The following is a 16,366-nucleotide window of genomic DNA, read 5'->3' on the forward strand; positions in this document are numbered from 1 at the left end:
GCTTACGGCTCGACGACGACTTCCTGGGCCGCGGCGGTCGTACCGGCGACCAGCGGGGCGTCGACGGGCACGTTCCGCTTGACCAGGGCGAGGGCGACCGGGCCCAGCTCGTGGTGGCGTACGGACGTCGTCACGAAGCCGATCTTGCGGCCGTCGGGCCCCTCGTCGGCGAGGCGCAGCTCGGTGCCGGCCCCCGGCAGGTGGACCTCGCTGCCGTCGAGGTGCAGGAAGACCAGGCGGCGCGGGGGCTTGCCCAGGTTCTGCACGCGGGCGACGGTCTCCTGGCCGCGGTAGCAGCCCTTCTGCAGATGGACCGCGCTGCCGATCCAGCCCAGCTCGTGCGGGATGGTCCGGTGGTCGGTCTCGAAGCCGAGGCGGGGCCGGTGCCGCTCGACGCGCAGCGCCTCGTGGGCGAGGATCCCGGCGGGCGGCCCGGCCTTCCCGGCGTACGACTCCAGGTCGGCGCGGGGCAGGAAGAGATCACGGCCGTACGGCGTCTCGCGGACGACGACGCCCTCGGGGACCTCGGCGATGGACCCGGCGGGCAGGTGGACGACCGCGTACTCGGCGGTGCGGTCGGCGACCTCGACGCGGTAGAAGAACTTCATCGACTCCAGGTACGCGATCAGGGCGTCCTGGGTGCCGGGCTCGACATGGGCCCAGACGGTCTCGCCGTCGTCCACGAGGTACAGGGCGTGCTCGATGTGGCCGTGCGCGGACAGGATCAGCGCCTCGGTGGCCTCGCCCGCGGGCAGCTCGCTGACGTGCTGGGTGAGCAGCAGGTGCAGCCAGCCGAGCCGGTCGTCACCGGTGACGGTGACCACCCCGCGGTGGGAGAGGTCGACGAAACCGGTGCCGTCGGCCAGGGCGCGCTGTTCGCGGAACAGGTCGCCGTAGTGGGCGGCGACGCCTTCGTCCGCGCCTTCGGCGGGGACGGCGCCGGGCAGGGACAGCAGGGGGCTCTTCATGGCCACAAGCCTACGACCCGTTACTTGAATCCTTGAGCTGCTGTCCGGCCTGGCAGTCCTTGCACCGGCCGAAGATCGCGAAGTGCTTCATGTCGGTGTCGAAGCCGAACTGCTCGCGCAGCTTGGCGGTGAACTCGGCGGCCACCGACACATCGGCCTCGATCACGTTGGTGCAGTCCCGGCACACCAGGTGGATGTGGTGGTGCCGGTCGGCGAGGTGGTAGGTCGGCGCGCCGTGCCCCAGGTGGGCGTGGGAGACCAGCCCCAGCTCCTCCAGCAGCTCCAGCGTCCGGTAGACGGTGGAGATGTTGACCCCCGACGCCGTCTTCCTCACCTCGCTGAGGATGTCGTCGGGGGTCGCGTGCTCAAGGGTGTCCACGGCTTCGAGCACAAGCTGCCGCTGCGGGGTCAGCCGGTAGCCGCGCTGCCGCAGGTCCGTCTTCCAGTCGGTGCTCACCACACCCACGAGTCTAGGACCACAGGCGGCGCGTCTCCTCGGCTCCGCCTACTTGAAGAAGGCGATGCCGTCGTCCGGGAGGTCGTCCGGCAGGGCCTTCGCCCAGCGCTCGACGTCCTCGGGGGTGACGACCTTCTTCAGCTGGGCCGACATGTACGGCCGCAGGCTGGTCTCGGGGGTCTGCTTCTCGCCGACCCACATCAGGTCGCCCTTGACGTAGCCGTACAGCCGCTTGCCGCCGCTGTAGGGCGCCGAGGCGGCGGTGCGGGCCACGGCGTCCGTGGCCAGGTCGATCTGCGGCTTCTGGTGGGCCAGCTCGCCGTACCACACCTCGACCACGCCGTCCTGGCGGACCATGACGACCTCTAGCTTGCGGGCGGCGTCGATGCGCCAGTAGCCGTGTTCGGACTCCAGCGGGCGGACCTTGTTGCCGTCCTTGTCGAGCACCCAGCTGTGCGACTGGTACTCGAGGAAGTCCCGGCCGTCGTGCGTGAAGGAGACCTCCTGCCCGAAGTTGCACTTCTCGGAGCCGGGGAAGTCGTGCACACCCGCGCCCGCCCAGTTGCCGAGCAGGAAGGCGAGGGGGACGAGGTCCTTGTGGAGGTCGGACGGGATCTCGATCATGAGTGAGGTTCCTGGAGAGGGGTCAGCGCTGGCCCTGGTACAGCTTCTTCACGGTCAGTCCGGCGAAGGCGAGGACGCCGACGCAGACCAGGACCAGCAGGGTTTCGAAGAAGATCTCCACGGGGTGCTCCTTGCGGTGAGCGACAGGTGCGGTACGTACACAGAACCGGGCCCCAGCTTACGCGTCCGGGACCCGGCCCTCCTTGTGAGGTACGCCCTCGGGGAACGGCCCCCGCTCAGCCCAGCAGCTGGCTCTGCAGGGTGACCGTCTGCTGGAAGGGCACGGCGGGGGCGGTGCCCTTGCGGGACTGGAGGATCACGGCCATCACGTCACCGGCGCCGACGTAGGCCTCACGGGCCTGCACCGGGCCGTACGGCTTCGCCTCGACGAACACGGACCGCTGGACGCCCGACACCTGCGCGGCCTCGGGGTAGTCCTCGTCGAACACGGCGACGTCGGCCTCGCGCACCGCGTACGCCGGGCTGCTGTACGAGAACACGTCGCCGAAGCCGCTCTCCACCACGGCCGCGGTGTTGAACTGGAGGAGGTAGATCCGGGTCCGGGTGCCGTCCTCGGTGGTCCAGCCGCGTGCCGCGATGTGCCGCAGGCCCGCGTCGAGCAGCTTCTGCCCGAAGTCCTCCTGGTCCCAGCCGTCCTTGTACTCGGCGAGGAAGGTCTTCGTCGGCAGCCAGCCGTCCGTGCCGCGCAGCGCCTTGTCCTCCACGGCCCCCTTCGGGGCGGGCAGCAGCAGGGCGCGCAGGTCGGCGTAGTGGGCGCCGGCCTTGTTCTCCTCGGCGAAGGGCCCGGGGCTGCCGGCGGGCAGCGGCGGCTTGACCAGCGTCGGGTACTCCCAGCGCCCGTCCGGCTCGGTCGCGAGACCGGGTACGTCCGTGCGCTCCATCCGCGTGATGCCGTACGCCGTCCCGGCCCCGACGGCCGCGAAGACGACGACGGCGGCGGTCCAGCGCAGGACGGCCCGCAGGACCCGGCGGTCCTTCTTCGGCGCCGCCGGCTGCGGCTCGGCCCCGACGTCCGCGGCCGGCGGGGGCGGCGGTTCCTCCAGGGTCGTCGGCGACGTCGCCGGCGTCGTCTGCTGCTGCTCGCTCATACGGCCTCCCCCGTGTCCTGGATGCGGTCGAGCTGCCGGCGGAGCAGTTCGGCGGCTCCCTTCGTGTCGAGCGGCTTCGGCCCGTCCGCGGTCGCGGTGACCAGGACGTCGCCGACGTACGCCGTGCACACCATCGTGTCGAGCTCGCTGTCGTCGTCCTTGGGCGGCAGGAAGCAGCTGGCGTTCTTGTGGCCCTCGATCTTCGGCCCGGCGCGGAAGATCTCCAGCGCGTCGAGGAACGCGCTCTGGGACCTCGCCGTGTTCCGTACGGCCGTCTTGCTGTCCATCCGGGCGAGCACGAGGCGCATGGTGAAGACGCCGTCCTCGTTGTAGAGGCTCGCCTCGCCGCTGACGTAGCTGCGCATCGCCATGCCGGTGATGCGCTGCCGGTCGATCTCCTTCTCCAGCCGCTTGCGCAGGGTCCGCGGCAGGTCCTTCAGGGACTGCTTGCGCAGGGCGGTGGCCTGGGCGCCGCTGAGCTGGGCGTCCGCGCCGAACTCGCCGAGGTCGGGCCCGCGGAGCCAGCCGTCGGTGCCGTACGGCACGAGCATCCCGGCGAGGCCCTGCGCGGCCGGTGCCTTCTGCTCGGTGGCCTTGCTCTTGGGGAACTGCCAGCGCGGGGCGCCCGCGTCGCGGTCGGCGTCCCGCACGGTCACGACGGTGAACCCGACACCGGCGACGACGGCCCCGGCCAGCAGCACCGCCCCGGCCGCCTTGGCGATCCGTCCGCGCCGACGGGGCTTGTCCGCACCGGCCTCGGGGGCCGGGCCGGTCCCGGGCTCGGGCACGGCCGGCTGCTCCGGGGCCGTCGTCGGCTCCCTCTCCGTCTCGCTCACAGCCGCTCCATCTGCCGCACCGCCAGGTCCATGATCGTCTTCTTGCTGATCGGCTTGAGACTCGTCACGAAGATCGACAGGACGATGTCCCCGCGATGCGCGATCGCCCGGGCCTCGTAGTAGGGCTCGTAGCCCGGTTCGCTCTCGGGCCGGTTGTGGACGAGCACCGTGCCCTTGGCAGTGCCGGGGAGCGGCCAGCTGTCGGTGTCCTCCTGGCTGTCCGCCCAGTACCGGCTGTCGTCGGTTTCCTCGGCTGCCTTGTACTCCTCCTCCTGCCGGAACTGGACCAGCCGGATCTCCACCGTCTGGTCGCCGGTGTCCCAGGCTGTGACGGCGGCCCTGCGGTACTCGCCCGCGACGAGGTCGCCGAACGCGTCGGCGGGCTTCTCGTACACCTCCGCGTACTCCGCGAGGTCCATCCAGCCGTCGTCGCCCGGCTCCCAGTCGGCGTCCTTGGCCCCCGCCGGCTTCCTCAGCAGCAGCTTGCGCAGGTCGCCGTCCGTCCTGACCTTGCGGTCCTGCGCGGCGGACAGGGGCTCGGGTCCCTTGCCCGTGGACTGGTTCAGCACCGGCTGGGACAGCGGCGGCAGCTTCGTCGGCGTGCGGTCGGCCTGGATCAGGTAGCCCGTGCAGGTGCCGGCCACCAGGCCGAGGACCGCGGCGGTGCGAATCAGCAGGGCCGTGCGGCCACGGCGACGGGCAGGACGCAGGGTGGGCTCGGGTATCGGCTCCGGCTGCCCTTCCCGCTCTTCGCGTTCTTCAACGACTTCTTCCACGACGGCGAGACCCGCCGGGGAGGCCGGGAGTTGTAGGGAAGTTGATTACGATTCGAACATGGCGAAGAAGCTCGTGATCAAGGTGACCGCGGGGGCCGATGCCCCCGAACGCTGCTCGCAGGCGTTCACCGTGGCGGCGGTGGCCGTGGCCAGCGGCGTCGAGGTGTCGCTGTGGCTGACCGGGGAGTCGTCCTGGTTCGCGCTGCCGGGCCGCGCGGCCGAGTTCGAGCTGCCGCACGCCGCCCCGCTGCCGGACCTGATCGACTCGCTGCTCGCGGGCGGCCGTATCACCCTGTGCACGCAGTGCGCGGCCCGCCGGGAGATCACCGAGAAGGACGTGATCGAGGGCGTGCGGATCGCCGGGGCGCAGGTCTTCGTCCAGGAGGCCCTGGCCGACGACACGCAGGCGCTCGTCTACTGACGGCCCGGCTCCCGACTACCGCGGGTGCTTCTTGCCGTCCAGCTCGTCCCACCACTCGTCCGACTTCGGGTCGCCGGACGGATCGTCCCACCAGCGGTCCTCCGGGCCCCGCCGGTTGGCGACGATCGCGGCGAGCGGGGGGATGACCATGGCGACGACGCACATGGCGACGGCGGCGGGCAGGGACCACAGGCGCACGACCCCCCACGCCAGGACGAACAGCGCCAGACAGCTGCCCATCATGGCGAAGTACACGTGACGTCGCCGTGCGTACATGCCTCCAGCGTACGGCGAAGGGCCGCACCCCAGGCGTCCAACCCGTGGGGTGCGGCCCTCCAGCCGTCGTGGGCCCGTCACCGGCCCTGATCCGGGAGGCTCACGCCTCTCAGACCGCGATCGCGACCTCTGCCAGACCGCCCTGCTGGGCGACGACCGTGCGGTCGGCGGTACCGCCGGGGACGAGGGCGCGGACGGTCCAGGTGCCCTCGGCCGCGTAGAAGCGGAACTGTCCGGTGGCGGAGGTGGGGACCTCCGCGGTGAACTCACCGGTCGAGTCGAGCAGGCGCACATAGCCCTGCACCGGCTCGCCGTCGCGGGTCACCTGGCCCTGGATGGTGGTCTCACCGGGCTTGATCGTCGAGGCGTCGGGGCCGCCGGCCTTCGCTCCGCACATGTTGAACTCCTTGAGGGGTAAAGGTCGGGGAGGTCTTACTTGTTGGCGCCGAGCTCGATCGGCACGCCGACGAGGGAGCCGTACTCGGTCCAGGAGCCGTCGTAGTTCTTGACGTTCTCCACGCCGAGCAGCTCGTGCAGCACGAACCAGGTCAGGGCCGAGCGCTCACCGATGCGGCAGTAGGCGATCGTGTCCTTGGCGAGGTCCACCTGCTCCTCGGCGTAGAGGGCCTTCAGCTCCTCGTCCGACTTGAAGGTGCCGTCGTCGTTGGCGTTCTTCGACCACGGGATGTTGCGCGCGGTCGGCACGTGGCCGGGGCGCTGCGACTGCTCCTGCGGCAGGTGGGCCGGGGCGAGCAGCTTGCCGGAGAACTCGTCGGGGGAACGGACGTCGACGAGGTTCTGCGAGCCGATCGCCTTGACGACGTCGTCGCGGAAGGCGCGGATCGAGGTGTCCTGCGGCTTGGCCTTGTACTCGGTCTTCGGGCGCTCGGGCACCTCGTCGCCGGCGACCAGCTCGCGGGCGTCCAGCTCCCACTTCTTGCGGCCGCCGTCGAGCAGCTTGACGTTCTCGTGGCCGTAGAGCTTGAAGTACCAGTAGGCGTACGACGCGAACCAGTTGTTGTTGCCGCCGTAGAGGACCACGGTGTGGTCGTTGGCGATGCCCTTCTCCGACAGGAGCTTCTCGAAGCCCTCCTGGTCGACGAAGTCACGGCGGACCGGGTCCTGGAGGTCCTTGGTCCAGTCGATCCGGATCGCGTTCTTGATGTGGTTCTTCTCGTAGGCGGTGGTGTCCTCGTCGACCTCGACGATGGCGATCGACGGGTCGTCCAGGTGCTCCTGAAGCCAGTCGGCGTCGACCAGGACGTCGCTGCGGCTCATGCTCGTTCTCCTCCGGGGCAGTCGCGGCGGGGGTGTGCAGGTGAGAGGGGGTGCGCGCCCAGCGGTGAGCGGCGCACGGAGGCCCTGGTGCAGGGCGGGGGGATGCGGAAGGGATGCCTTGCGGCCGCCTTCCGGTCAGAAGGGGCGACAGAGCATGGCGGCAACGCGGCACAGGTCCACTGCCCGCCGCTTCGTGAGATCCGCCTGTCGCTTCATGCCGTCGATCGTAGGGACGTCCGGGCGGGCGTGTCACCGGCGTGTCGGATGGTGAGACGCGATCGTCCGCACTGCGAGATCAGAGGCGATGGCGTGCCGCCTGCGCACCCCCCGCGGGTGAGCGGCCGCGCCGCCCTATCTACGCTGCGGACGGCCCCGTCTCGCCAGTCGGACAACCGGCCCGCCGCGGGCCCCGCGTGTCCGCTCCGGGGTCGTCCCTACCCGGCGAGCCGTACGTCCGAACCCCGCACGCTGATCTCCAGGCCGTCCCGCGCGGCCCGCACCGAGTCCAGCCGGACGTTGCCCGGCAGCTGCTCGATCGTCTGCTGGAAGTCGGTGACGGAACGGACGGTGTTCTCGGCGAGTTCGATGCCGAGGTCGGGCAGCGAGTCCGCGTGCACCCGCACCGTGTCGCCCTGGACGGTGACCGAGCTGAGCACCGACACCGGGCGCGGCAGATGGATGCCGAGGACCGTCGCGTCGACCTGGATCCGGATCTTGCCGTTGCCGCCGTCGGAGAGGCCGATCACCCTGGCGGTGACGCCCCGGGTGACCCGGGTGGGCTCGGACTTGGCGGCCTTCAGCAGCTCGTCGTAGCCGATGGTCGCGGTGCCCGTGGCGGTCTTCGCGGTGGCGGAGCTGTAGTCCCCGGAGAACGTGACGCCCTTCATGTGGGCCTCTATGTCGTCGATGCGGATCGTGCGCCCGTCGTCGCCGGTGGGCGCCTGGTAGTCCTTGATGCCGACCTCGACGTCGTCCAGCTCGCCGCTCGCGACCTGGGTGAGGAAGGGGAACCCGTGGATCGACACGTCGGGCGTGGCGGCCAGGCCCTCGCTGCTGCGCACCTGGTCCGCGGCCTCGTTCTCGGCGAAGTGCACGGCGACCCGGTCCGCGATCACGAACAGCACGCCGAGGATCGCTACGACGACGAGCAGTATTCGCAGTGCGCGCATGGCCAAGGTCCCCCTACTGGACGGTCACGTCCGACCACCGTAGCCCCGCCCCGCACGCGGACCGGCCGGCCCCCCGGTCACTGTCGATCATCTGTGACACGGCGGGCCGGCGGTACGTGTCCGCCGCGGGTCAGCCCAGGGTGCGGCCGAGCACGTAGACGACGGGTGCCGCGGCCGTCAGGGGCAGGGCCACGCCCGCCGTGAAGTGGACGAAGCGGGACGGGTAGTCGTAGCTCGCGACGCGGTGGCCGATCAGGGCGCAGGCCGCCGCCGCGGCACCGAGCAGGGCGCCCTTCGCGCCGAGGCCGGCCATGCCGCCGACCGCCACGCCCGCGCCGGCCGCGGCCAGCAGCGACACGACCACGGAGGCGGGCGTCGGCAGCGGCAGTGCCCGCGCCACCAGCGCCACCGCGACGGCCGCCGCGCCGACCGTCACCGCGTCCGGGCCGGCCGCGAGGTACCCGGCCGCGACGACCGACAGGGCGGCCGAGACGACCGTCGCCATCAGGCCGTACATCCGCTCGTCCGGGTCGGCGTGCGAGCGCAGCTGGAGGACGAGGCAGAGCAGCACCCACACGCCGAGCGTGCCGAGGATCGCCGCCGGCCCGTGCTCCCGCCCGGCCGTGAGGACGGCCGCGTCGGCGGCCAGCGCGCCGAGGAAGGCCAGCGCGATGCCCTGCCGGGCCGGCCACATGCCGTTCAGCCGGAACCAGCCGGCCGCGGTGACGCCCTGGAGGACGACGAGGGGGACGAGCAGCGCGTACGTCCCGAGGGCCGCCGTACCCGACAGCAGCAGCCCGAGCAGCGCGGTGAGCGCGGCCGGCTGCATGCCGGGCTCTATGACCGGCGACCGTCCTTCGAGCCGGGCGCGCTGGGCGTCGGTGATGCGGGCGTTGCCGGCGAGGGTGGCGGGGCCGTAGGAGGGCTCCTCCTCCTCGCCGCCGGCGGGGGCCGACGCCTCGGGGTGCGGCTGCGGCTGCGGCTGCGGCTGTGGTGCCTGGTACGCGTAGGGGTCCGGCTGGGGGGCGGCGTACTCGTGCGGCGGCAGGTACGCCGTCTCGGTCACGCCGGCCGCCGCGACCGGCGCCTGCATCTGGGTCTCCCAGGTCTGCCCCTGCCACTGCTGGGTGTTCTGCTGAGGGTCGTCGTAGGGCTGCTGGTACGGCTGGTGCGCCGCCCACCCCTGCTGCTGCCCGTACGCGTCCTGCCCCGCGTACTGCTGCGGAGAGGACTGCGCATACCCCTGCGGTTCCTGCTGCTGCGGCTGCTGCGGCTGCTGGTACGGGTGGGGCTGATACGGATGGGGCTGCTGATACGGCTGCTCGGTCATCGCCGGCTCACCCTCCTGCGAACGGCGGGAGCACCTCGACCGTGCCGCCCTCGGTCAGCCGTACCGTCTCGTGCCCGCGCGTCCCCACGGGGTCGCCGTCGATGAGGAACGAACAGCGCTGCAGCACCCGCGTGAGTTCGCCGGGGTGCTTCGCGCGTACGGCGGACAGCGCGTCGGCGAGGGTGTCCGCGTCGTACGGCTCCTCGGCGACCCCGGCCGCGGCCTTGGCGGCGGCCCAGTAGCGCACCGTGACCTTTGCCATCTCGTCCCTCTGGTCGGTTCGGCGGTGAGCCGGTCGGTCGGCTGTGAACACCGAAAGGCTAGCTCCCCTGCGCGACGGCCCAGCGCGCGATCCGCTCCAGCAACTCGTCGGCGGCGGCGTTCTCGGCGTGGCCCATGCCCCGCTCCAGCCACAGTTCCCCGTGGTCACCGGCGGCGTCGGCGAGCATGCGCGGGTGGTCGAGGGGGAAGTAGCCGTCGCGGTCGCCGTGGACGATCAGGAGGGGTGTGGGCGCGATGCGCGGGACCGCCTCGACGGGGGAGAGCGGCACCGGGTCCCACTCGCGGTGGTGGATCCGGGTGCGGAAGCCGTAGCGGCCGACGAGCCGGCCCGCCGGCCGGGTCACCAGCCAGTGCAGCCGCCGCATGGGCGCCGTACCGCGGTAGTACCACCGGGCGGGCGCGCTGACCGACACGACCGCGTCCGTGCGCCCCCCGTGCTCCCGTGCACCCGAACGGCCGTACAGCCGCTCACCGTCGCCGGAACGGCCGTACAGCGCCGCGTGCCGCAGGACCACCGAGCCGCCCATGGAGAAGCCGACGGTGACCACGCGCGCGTGGCCGAGACCGCGCGCCCACTCCACCGCGGCCAGCAGGTCCAGCACCTCGCGGTCGCCCACCGTGGAGCGCCCGCCGGACGCCCCATGACCGCGGAAGGAGAAGGTCACCACGGCGCCGTACCGTGCGAACGCCGCCGCGACCCGCCGGACGTGCGGCCGGTCGGCGTCACCGGTGAACCCGTGGGCGATCACGAACACCGGGGCACCGGAAGGTGACGCGGAGGCGTCGTCCACGGTCGCTCCCGGGTCGTACACGGCTTCGATCCGCACCCCGTCGGCGGTCCGCAGAAACGTCCGCGCCGGCACCCCACGGCCCGTCTCACCCTTCGGACGATCGGTGGAACGTGCCACATCTCCTGCCGGACCAGAGCTCATGTGGGCTATTCTGCTGGGCAGAGGATCCGGGCAACGTAGCCCCCGGGTCCTTTTGTGCTTTCGGAAGCGTTGTATACGAAGCGGGACACCTCCTGCGACGCTCGCTCGTGTATGGGGCCTTTCGGGAACGCAGAGCAGTGCTGTGGCCGAAAACGTCCTCGCAGGGACCGAGGAGGAACCAGACGTATGAGTTCTCTGCTGCTCCTGACCAACGCCCTCCAGCCGTCGACGGAGGTGCTGCCCGCGCTCGGCCTGCTCCTGCACAACGTGCGGGTCGCCCCGGCGGAGGGCCCCGCCCTGGTCGACACCCCCGGTGCCGACGTGATCCTGGTCGACGGCCGGCGCGACCTCCCGCAGGTGCGCAGCCTGTGCCAGCTGCTGCGCTCCACGGGCCCCGGCTGTCCGCTCGTCCTGGTGGTCACCGAGGGCGGCCTCGCCGCCGTCACCGCCGACTGGGGCATCGACGACGTCCTGCTCGACACCGCGGGTCCCGCCGAGGTGGAGGCGCGGCTGCGGCTGGCGATGGGCCGGCAGCAGATCGTCAACGACGACTCCCCGATGGAGATCCGCAACGGCGACCTGTCGGTGGACGAGGCGACCTACTCGGCCAAGCTGAAGGGCCGGGTCCTCGACCTCACCTTCAAGGAGTTCGAGCTCCTCAAATACCTCGCCCAGCACCCGGGCCGCGTCTTCACCCGCGCCCAGCTCCTCCAGGAGGTCTGGGGCTACGACTACTTCGGCGGCACCCGGACGGTCGACGTGCACGTACGGCGGCTGCGGGCCAAGCTCGGCCCCGAGCACGAGTCGCTGATCGGCACCGTCCGGAACGTCGGTTATCGATTCGTTACGCCTGAAAAGGGCGACCGGAGCGGCGACGACACCAAGGCCAAGGCGGACCGGGCAAAGAAGGAGGATGCGGACACTACGCCGTCCGTGAGCGCCTCCGAGGTCACCGCGGACGCCTGACGGCCGCCGGAGCCGGGCCTCGCGAACGGTTGCGGACGCACATCCCCGCCGCATCCACGCTCTGATACGCCCTGCCCAGAGCGGGTCTCTCCGCGTAGACTCCGCGCGTGGCCAAGGTGACTCGGGATGACGTGGCGCGACTGGCGGGGACTTCCACCGCCGTGGTCAGCTACGTCATCAACAACGGACCCCGGCCGGTCGCCCCGGCCACGCGCGAGCGTGTCCTCGCCGCGATCAAGGAGCTGGGGTACCGGCCCGACCGGGTCGCCCAGGCGATGGCGTCGCGGCGCACCGACCTCATAGGCCTGATCATCCCCGACGCCCGCCAGCCCTTCTTCGGCGAGATGGCACACGCCGTGGAGTGGGCCGCCGCCGAGCGCGGGAAGATGGTGCTGGTCGGCAACACCGACTACGTCGCCGAGCGCGAGGTGCACTACCTGCGCGCCTTCCTCGGCATGCGGGTCTCCGGCCTGATCCTCGTCTCCCACGCGCTGAACGACCTGGCCGCCGCCGAGATCGAGGCCTGGGACGCCCGCGTGGTGCTGATGCACGAGCGGCCCGAGGCCATCGACGACGTCGCCGTCGTCACCGACGACCTCGGCGGCGCCCGGCTCGCCGTGAGCCACCTGCTGGAACACGGCTACGAGTACGTGGCCTGTATGGGCGGCACCGCTGACACCCCCGCGGTCGGCGACCCGGTCTCCGACCACGTCGAGGGCTGGCGGCGCGCGATGGACGAGGCCGGGATATCCACCGAGGGCCGGCTCTTCGAGGCCCCGTACAACCGCTACGACGCCTACAAGGTCGCCCTGGACATCCTCTCCGGGCCCGACCGTCCCCCGGCGATCTTCTGCTCCACCGACGACCAGGCGATCGGCCTGCTGCGGGCGGCGCGCGAGCTGCGGATCGACGTGCCCGGGCAGCTGGCGGTGGCGGGCTTCGACGACATCAAGGAGGCGGCGCTGGCGGACCCGCCGCTGACGACGGTCGCCTCGGACCGCTCGGCGATGGCCCGCTCCGCGGTCGACCTCGTCCTCGACGACGGGCTGCGGGTGGCGGGCTCGCGCCGGGAGCGGCTGAAGGTGTTCCCGTCGCGGCTGGTGCTGCGGCGGTCGTGCGGGTGTGCGTGACGCTCTGAGACGCTGACGGACGCGCCCTTATTTCGGGCATACGAGGTTCTGTCGGGCTTCTCAGGCGGGTCTCAGGAAGCTCTCATGGTCGGCGGCGAAGCTCATGAACATGACCGAGAGCGAGAGCTTCCAGCAGCAGACCCCGGTGAACCCCGAGTGGCCGCCCCCGCCGGCGTACGCCCCGGCGCCGAGCGCGGCTCCGGTTCCGGGCACGGGCACGGTTCCGGCCCCGGCGCACAAGAAGCGCACCCGTGGCCCCCTCGCCCTGCTCGCCGCCGTGGCGATCGTGGCCGCGGCGATCGGCGGCGGCACGGCCTACGGCATCCAGGAGCTCACCGGCGCGCACGACACCGCCGCGAGCGCCACCGCGACCAGCGTCGTACCGGCCGCCAAGAAGGGCGACATCGCGGCGATCGCCGCGGCCGTCAGCCCGAGCATCGTCGAGATCAAGGCGAGCCTGGCGAACGGCTCCTCCACCGGCTCCGGCGTGATCATCACCTCCGACGGCGAGATCCTCACCAACAACCACGTCGTCGCCGGCGCCACCGAGATCAAGGTGTCGACCAGCGACGGCAAGGAGTACACCGCGAAGGTCGTCGGCACCGACAGCAAGAAGGACCTCGCCCTGGTCAAGCTGGAGGGCGCCTCCGGACTGAAGGCGGCGAGCCTGGGCGACTCCTCGAACGTCCAGGTCGGCGACACGGTCGTGGCGATCGGCTCGCCCGAGGGCCTGACCGGCACCGTGACCAGCGGCATCGTCTCCGCGCTCGACCGTGACGTGACCGTCTCCACGGACGAGGGCCAGGGGCAGCAGGGCGGCGGCGACGGCGGCTGGCCGTTCGAGTTCGGCGGCCGGCAGTTCAACGGCGACACCGGCTCGTCCACGACGACGTACAAGGCGATCCAGACCGACGCCTCGCTCAACCCGGGCAACTCCGGCGGCGCGCTGATCGACATGAACGGCAACATCATCGGCATCAACTCCGCGATGTACTCCGCCTCCGGCTCCGGCTCGTCCTCCGCGGACGCCGGCAGCGTGGGCCTGGGCTTCGCCATCCCGGTCAACACGGTCAAGGCCGACCTGGCGAATCTTCGCTCAGGCGCGCAGAACTGACCTCTCGGAACCGAGGAGAGTCCCATGATCCAGCAGGTCGCCCACACCGTCCCCGGCACCGGCCCGGCCGCGCTGACCCTGGCTCTGCAGGTGGCGTACGAGCTGCACGCCCCGAAGGCCCCGGCGCTGCCTCCGGTCCGCCCCGCCGAGATCGCCGCACCCCTGCCGACCGGCCTGCGTGCCGGTCACCCGCACCGCCGCAAGGTGCCGCTGGGACGGCTGACGGCGGTCCACGGCTGACGCGGCGCTGGGGCCGTACCCCCGGCGGCGAGGGCCGCCGCGTCCATGGCCGTACGCCTGCCCGGCATGCGACGCTGAGACCGGCCGCATGGAAGGGCCCCGCGGTCGCACGACCACCCACCGCACCCGAGGACACCGCCACCGATGAGCCCCGCCGAAGGCGACCGTGACACCCAGCGCATCCTGATCGTCGACGACGAGCCCGCGGTGCGCGAGGCCCTCCAGCGCAGCCTCGCCTTCGAGGGATACGGCACCGAGGTCGCCGTCGACGGCGCCGACGCGCTGGAGAAGGCGTCGGCCTGCCGGCCCGACCTGATCGTCCTCGACATCCAGATGCCCCGCATGGACGGCCTGACCGCCGCCCGCCGCATCCGCGGCGCCGGAGACACCACCCCCATCCTGATGCTGACCGCCCGCGACACCGTCGGCGACCGGGTCACCGGCCTGGACGCGGGCGCCGACGACTACCTGGTCAAGCCGTTCGAGCTGGACGAGCTGTTCGCCCGGATCCGCGCCCTGCTGCGCCGCAGCTCCTATGCCGCCGCGGTGGCCGCCGCGGCCGAGGACGACGACGTGCTCGCCTTCGCCGACCTGCGGATGAACCTCGCGACCCGCGAGGTCACCCGGGGCGGGCGGACGGTGGAGCTGACCCGGACCGAGTTCACCCTGCTGGAGATGTTCATGGCGCACCCGCGCCAGGTCCTCACCCGCGAGCAGATCCTGAAGGCGGTGTGGGGCTTCGACTTCGAGCCCAGCTCCAACTCCCTGGACGTGTACGTCATGTACCTGCGCCGCAAGACCGAGGCGGGCGGCGAGCCGCGCCTGGTGCACACCGTGCGGGGCGTCGGATACGTCCTGCGGCAGGGCGGCGCGGAGTGAACACGGTCGTCCGGCAGTTCCGCGCGCTGCCGATCCGCTCCCGGCTGGCGCTGCTGGTGGCGGCGGCGGTGGCGTTCGCGGTCGCGGCGGTGTCGGTGACGTGCTGGTTCATCGTCAAGGGCAAGCTGTACGACGAACTGGACAGCGACCTGCGCTCGGCGGCCAACCGCCCGGTGCAGCAGACGCTGTTCCTGGAGGCGATCGGCAGCTGCTCCGCGTCGCCGTCGAACTCGCTGCCGTTCGGCCCCCGGGTGCGCGGCTACTCGCAGATCGTGAAGGCCGACGGCACCGTCTGTGTCTTCCCCGGCGCCAACGGCACGGTGAAGGTGACCGCCGCCGACCGGGCCGTGGCCGAGCATCCCGACCCGCGCGAGCCGAGCATCCGCAACGGCACCGACACCGACGGCAACCCGGTGCGGGTGCTGACGACGGCGCTGGTCGTCGACGCGCAGTCGGAGCGGTACTCCGCGCAGAACGCCGCGCTGCTCATCGCCGTACCGCTGCGCAGCACCGAGGCCACGCTCAACGAACTGGCGCTGCTGCTGCTCCTCGTCTCCGGCATAGGGGTGCTCGGCGCGGGCGCCGCCGGCCTCGCCGTGGCCCGCGCGGGCCTGCGCCCCGTCGACAAGCTGACGGAGGCCGTGGAACACGTGGCGCGCACCGAGGACCTGTCCATCCGCATCCCCGTGGACGACGACAGCGAGGACGAGGTGGCCCGGCTGTCCCGCTCCTTCAACTCCATGACGTCGGCCCTGGCCAGCAGCCGCGACCTGCAGCAGCAGCTGATCGCCGACGCGGGCCACGAACTGCGGACGCCCCTGACGTCCCTGCGCACCAACATCGAGCTCCTCTCCCGCAGCGAGGAGACGGGCCGCCCGATCCCCCCGGCCGACCGCAAGGCGCTCCTGGCCTCGGTGAAGGCCCAGATGACGGAACTTGCCGCGCTCATCGGCGACCTCCAGGAACTCTCCCGTTCGGAGGGCCAGCGCGGCGAACGCGTCCAGGTGGTCTCGCTGGAGGACACGGTGGAGTCGGCCCTGCGCCGCGCCCGCCTGCGCGGCCCCGAGCTGACCATCACGGCGTCCCTGGAACCGTGGTACGTGCGCGCAGAACCGGCGGCGCTGGAGCGGGCGGTGGTCAACATCCTCGACAACGCGGTCAAGTTCAGCCCCCGGGACGCCACGATCGACGTGCAGCTCACCGGCGGTGTCCTCACGGTCCGCGACCACGGCCCCGGCATCCCCGCCGACGAACTCCCGCACGTCTTCGACCGCTTCTGGCGCTCCCCCAGCGCCCGGGCCCTGCCCGGCTCCGGCCTGGGCCTGTCCATCGTCGCCCGCACGGTCCGGCAGTCGGGCGGCACGGTGGCCCTCGCCCCGGCGGACGGCGGCGGGACGGTGGCGACGGTACGGCTGCCGGGGGCGCCGACTCCGCCGCCGGAGCAGCCGGCGTAGGAGAACCCGGTTTCTTCCGGTCCGGCTTCTTCCGGTCCGCCTTCTTCCGGCCCGGCGGCAACCCCGCGCCCCACCCGCGGCGACTCCCTCTCGACCCGCACGGCACCTACCCGAGAGGGAGCCAC

Annotated in this window: 21 protein-coding genes; 7 read left to right on the top strand and 14 right to left on the bottom strand. The window is 72.0% G+C overall.

Annotation, left to right across the window (positions count from 1 at the left end; genetic code table 11):
* Positions 1-2 precede the first annotated feature (2 nt).
* From ygfZ to IE308_RS28885, 6 genes are all read right to left on the bottom strand, one after another.
* Complete coding sequence (gene ygfZ / locus IE308_RS28860) at positions 3-968, bottom strand: CAF17-like 4Fe-4S cluster assembly/insertion protein YgfZ (protein WP_110628954.1); 966 nt, start codon at positions 966-968, stop codon at positions 3-5.
* 10 nt (positions 969-978) lie between these two features.
* The gene (locus IE308_RS28865) at positions 979-1,428 is read right to left on the bottom strand and encodes a Fur family transcriptional regulator (RefSeq protein WP_190220156.1); all 450 of its coding nucleotides are present in this window, start codon (positions 1,426-1,428) and stop codon (positions 979-981) included.
* A gap of 45 nt (positions 1,429-1,473) precedes the next feature.
* Positions 1,474-2,049, bottom strand: coding sequence for a heme-binding beta-barrel domain-containing protein (locus tag IE308_RS28870; protein WP_110628956.1), 576 nt, complete (start codon positions 2,047-2,049; stop codon positions 1,474-1,476).
* A 236-nt stretch (positions 2,050-2,285) separates the two neighbouring features.
* Positions 2,286-3,158 (bottom strand): hypothetical protein, encoded by an 873-nt coding sequence (locus IE308_RS28875; RefSeq protein ID WP_229909209.1) that lies wholly within the window; start codon positions 3,156-3,158, stop codon positions 2,286-2,288.
* Positions 3,155-3,994: a hypothetical protein gene (locus tag IE308_RS28880; protein ID WP_229909211.1), complete on the bottom strand. Its 840-nt coding sequence runs from the start codon at positions 3,992-3,994 to the stop codon at positions 3,155-3,157. Before IE308_RS28880 ends, IE308_RS28875 begins: the two co-directional genes overlap by 4 nt.
* A complete protein-coding gene (locus IE308_RS28885) occupies positions 3,991-4,770 on the bottom strand; it encodes a hypothetical protein (RefSeq protein ID WP_229909213.1) in 780 nt (259 codons plus the stop codon). Before IE308_RS28885 ends, IE308_RS28880 begins: the two co-directional genes overlap by 4 nt.
* Before the next feature lie 58 nt (positions 4,771-4,828).
* On the opposite strand from IE308_RS28885, the gene IE308_RS28890 reads away from it, so the two are divergent.
* The gene (locus IE308_RS28890; protein WP_110628957.1) at positions 4,829-5,191 is read left to right on the top strand and encodes a DsrE family protein; all 363 of its coding nucleotides are present in this window, start codon (positions 4,829-4,831) and stop codon (positions 5,189-5,191) included.
* A gap of 15 nt (positions 5,192-5,206) precedes the next feature.
* Here IE308_RS28890 and IE308_RS28895 read toward each other — a convergent pair whose 3' ends face one another.
* From IE308_RS28895 to IE308_RS28925, 8 genes are all read right to left on the bottom strand, one after another.
* Positions 5,207-5,467, bottom strand: coding sequence for a DUF3099 domain-containing protein (locus tag IE308_RS28895; RefSeq protein WP_110628958.1), 261 nt, complete (start codon positions 5,465-5,467; stop codon positions 5,207-5,209).
* Between the two features lie 109 nt (positions 5,468-5,576).
* A complete protein-coding gene (locus IE308_RS28900; protein WP_110628959.1) occupies positions 5,577-5,864 on the bottom strand; it encodes a DUF1416 domain-containing protein in 288 nt (95 codons plus the stop codon).
* A gap of 35 nt (positions 5,865-5,899) precedes the next feature.
* On the bottom strand, positions 5,900-6,745 hold the full coding sequence (locus IE308_RS28905) for a sulfurtransferase (RefSeq protein WP_190220157.1): 846 nt from the start codon (positions 6,743-6,745) through the stop codon (positions 5,900-5,902).
* Positions 6,746-6,880: 135 nt separating this feature from the next.
* A complete protein-coding gene (locus IE308_RS37515; RefSeq protein WP_350751515.1) occupies positions 6,881-6,961 on the bottom strand; it encodes an Ms5788A family Cys-rich leader peptide in 81 nt (26 codons plus the stop codon).
* Between the two features lie 218 nt (positions 6,962-7,179).
* Complete coding sequence (locus IE308_RS28910) at positions 7,180-7,914, bottom strand: LmeA family phospholipid-binding protein (protein WP_110628961.1); 735 nt, start codon at positions 7,912-7,914, stop codon at positions 7,180-7,182.
* A gap of 130 nt (positions 7,915-8,044) precedes the next feature.
* Complete coding sequence (locus IE308_RS28915; protein WP_190220158.1) at positions 8,045-9,244, bottom strand: hypothetical protein; 1,200 nt, start codon at positions 9,242-9,244, stop codon at positions 8,045-8,047.
* A gap of 7 nt (positions 9,245-9,251) precedes the next feature.
* Positions 9,252-9,506, bottom strand: coding sequence for a MoaD/ThiS family protein (locus IE308_RS28920; protein WP_110628963.1), 255 nt, complete (start codon positions 9,504-9,506; stop codon positions 9,252-9,254).
* Positions 9,507-9,564: 58 nt separating this feature from the next.
* Entirely contained in the window at positions 9,565-10,458 is an 894-nt protein-coding gene (locus IE308_RS28925; protein WP_190220159.1) for an alpha/beta hydrolase, read from the bottom strand.
* A gap of 186 nt (positions 10,459-10,644) precedes the next feature.
* Between IE308_RS28925 and IE308_RS28930 the strand changes: the two genes are divergently transcribed.
* The 6 genes from IE308_RS28930 (at position 10,645) to IE308_RS28955 (ending at position 16,241) form a co-directional block, all read left to right on the top strand.
* Complete coding sequence (locus tag IE308_RS28930) at positions 10,645-11,424, top strand: winged helix-turn-helix transcriptional regulator (protein WP_110628965.1); 780 nt, start codon at positions 10,645-10,647, stop codon at positions 11,422-11,424.
* 107 nt (positions 11,425-11,531) lie between these two features.
* Entirely contained in the window at positions 11,532-12,554 is a 1,023-nt protein-coding gene (locus IE308_RS28935; protein ID WP_110628966.1) for a LacI family DNA-binding transcriptional regulator, read from the top strand.
* Positions 12,555-12,663: 109 nt separating this feature from the next.
* Positions 12,664-13,668 (top strand): S1C family serine protease, encoded by a 1,005-nt coding sequence (locus IE308_RS28940; RefSeq protein WP_190220160.1) that lies wholly within the window; start codon positions 12,664-12,666, stop codon positions 13,666-13,668.
* A gap of 24 nt (positions 13,669-13,692) precedes the next feature.
* Positions 13,693-13,908 (top strand): hypothetical protein, encoded by a 216-nt coding sequence (locus tag IE308_RS28945; protein WP_110628967.1) that lies wholly within the window; start codon positions 13,693-13,695, stop codon positions 13,906-13,908.
* A gap of 144 nt (positions 13,909-14,052) precedes the next feature.
* Positions 14,053-14,787, top strand: coding sequence for a response regulator transcription factor (locus IE308_RS28950; protein WP_190220161.1), 735 nt, complete (start codon positions 14,053-14,055; stop codon positions 14,785-14,787).
* Complete coding sequence (locus tag IE308_RS28955) at positions 14,784-16,241, top strand: HAMP domain-containing sensor histidine kinase (RefSeq protein WP_110628969.1); 1,458 nt, start codon at positions 14,784-14,786, stop codon at positions 16,239-16,241. The genes IE308_RS28950 and IE308_RS28955 overlap by 4 nt, the downstream gene beginning before the upstream one ends.
* The last annotated feature ends 125 nt before the right edge of the window (positions 16,242-16,366 follow it).

The organism is Streptomyces griseosporeus, from assembly GCF_014656055.1.
Lineage (GTDB): Bacteria > Actinomycetota > Actinomycetes > Streptomycetales > Streptomycetaceae > Streptomyces > Streptomyces griseosporeus.

What these genes read in the sequence shown, in the direction of transcription:
- ygfZ (WP_110628954.1), bottom strand. Translation starts at nt 968, where the DNA reads ATGAAGAGCCCCCTGCTGTCCCTGCCCGGCGCCGTCCCCGCCGAAGGC.
- IE308_RS28870 (WP_110628956.1), bottom strand. Translation starts at nt 2,049, where the DNA reads ATGATCGAGATCCCGTCCGACCTCCACAAGGACCTCGTCCCCCTCGCC.
- IE308_RS28875 (WP_229909209.1), bottom strand. Translation starts at nt 3,158, where the DNA reads ATGAGCGAGCAGCAGCAGACGACGCCGGCGACGTCGCCGACGACCCTG.
- IE308_RS28890 (WP_110628957.1), top strand. Translation starts at nt 4,829, where the DNA reads ATGGCGAAGAAGCTCGTGATCAAGGTGACCGCGGGGGCCGATGCCCCC.
- IE308_RS28895 (WP_110628958.1), bottom strand. Translation starts at nt 5,467, where the DNA reads ATGTACGCACGGCGACGTCACGTGTACTTCGCCATGATGGGCAGCTGT.
- IE308_RS28900 (WP_110628959.1), bottom strand. Translation starts at nt 5,864, where the DNA reads ATGTGCGGAGCGAAGGCCGGCGGCCCCGACGCCTCGACGATCAAGCCC.
- IE308_RS28905 (WP_190220157.1), bottom strand. Translation starts at nt 6,745, where the DNA reads ATGAGCCGCAGCGACGTCCTGGTCGACGCCGACTGGCTTCAGGAGCAC.
- IE308_RS37515 (WP_350751515.1), bottom strand. Translation starts at nt 6,961, where the DNA reads ATGAAGCGACAGGCGGATCTCACGAAGCGGCGGGCAGTGGACCTGTGC.
- IE308_RS28910 (WP_110628961.1), bottom strand. Translation starts at nt 7,914, where the DNA reads ATGCGCGCACTGCGAATACTGCTCGTCGTCGTAGCGATCCTCGGCGTG.
- IE308_RS28915 (WP_190220158.1), bottom strand. Translation starts at nt 9,244, where the DNA reads ATGACCGAGCAGCCGTATCAGCAGCCCCATCCGTATCAGCCCCACCCG.
- IE308_RS28920 (WP_110628963.1), bottom strand. Translation starts at nt 9,506, where the DNA reads ATGGCAAAGGTCACGGTGCGCTACTGGGCCGCCGCCAAGGCCGCGGCC.
- IE308_RS28925 (WP_190220159.1), bottom strand. Translation starts at nt 10,458, where the DNA reads ATGAGCTCTGGTCCGGCAGGAGATGTGGCACGTTCCACCGATCGTCCG.
- IE308_RS28930 (WP_110628965.1), top strand. Translation starts at nt 10,645, where the DNA reads ATGAGTTCTCTGCTGCTCCTGACCAACGCCCTCCAGCCGTCGACGGAG.
- IE308_RS28940 (WP_190220160.1), top strand. Translation starts at nt 12,664, where the DNA reads ATGACCGAGAGCGAGAGCTTCCAGCAGCAGACCCCGGTGAACCCCGAG.
- IE308_RS28945 (WP_110628967.1), top strand. Translation starts at nt 13,693, where the DNA reads ATGATCCAGCAGGTCGCCCACACCGTCCCCGGCACCGGCCCGGCCGCG.
- IE308_RS28950 (WP_190220161.1), top strand. Translation starts at nt 14,053, where the DNA reads ATGAGCCCCGCCGAAGGCGACCGTGACACCCAGCGCATCCTGATCGTC.